The following is a 421-nucleotide window of genomic DNA, read 5'->3' as shown; positions in this document are numbered from 1 at the left end:
CCTGCCGGTTTCCGTCGTCCCGTACTCCTCGCTGAGGGTCAGGAACGGCTGGTCGAGCAGCATGCCCAGCTCGGTGTCGAGCGCGACGCCGACCGGGGCGCGGCCGCCGCCGAGCGGGAGGAAGCTGCGGTAGGCGCCCGGCAGCCGGTAGCCGAGGCGGTCCTCGGCGCGCTGGATCAGGTCCTCGGGGACGCTGATCGGGTCGCTCCCGTCCAGGGCCAGCGGGACGTGCGCAGGCCGGCGCTCCTGGAGCGGGCGGGTGCCGCGCTGGCCGTAGTCGGCGGCGGAGGTGGCGAGGCCGCCGTGGTGGCGCAGCAGCGCCTTGCCCTCGACCGGGCCGAGCTCGATGCGGCGCCAGCCGGGGGCGGCCCGGCCGTCGACGGGGTGCCAGGTCCAGCCCGGCGGGGACGCGCCGGCTGTG

At 77.9% G+C, this 421-nt stretch carries 1 pseudogene; it reads right to left on the bottom strand.

Annotated elements, in window-relative coordinates:
* A pseudogene (locus PUR71_RS14150) lies at window positions 1-421 on the bottom strand (cell wall assembly protein Knr4); the annotation flags it as partial.

Source organism: Streptomyces sp. SP17BM10 (assembly GCF_036322405.1).
Classification (GTDB): domain Bacteria; phylum Actinomycetota; class Actinomycetes; order Streptomycetales; family Streptomycetaceae; genus Kitasatospora.
The sequence above is the reverse complement of the archived record's forward strand: the minus strand, read 5'-3'. Positions and strand labels throughout refer to the sequence as shown.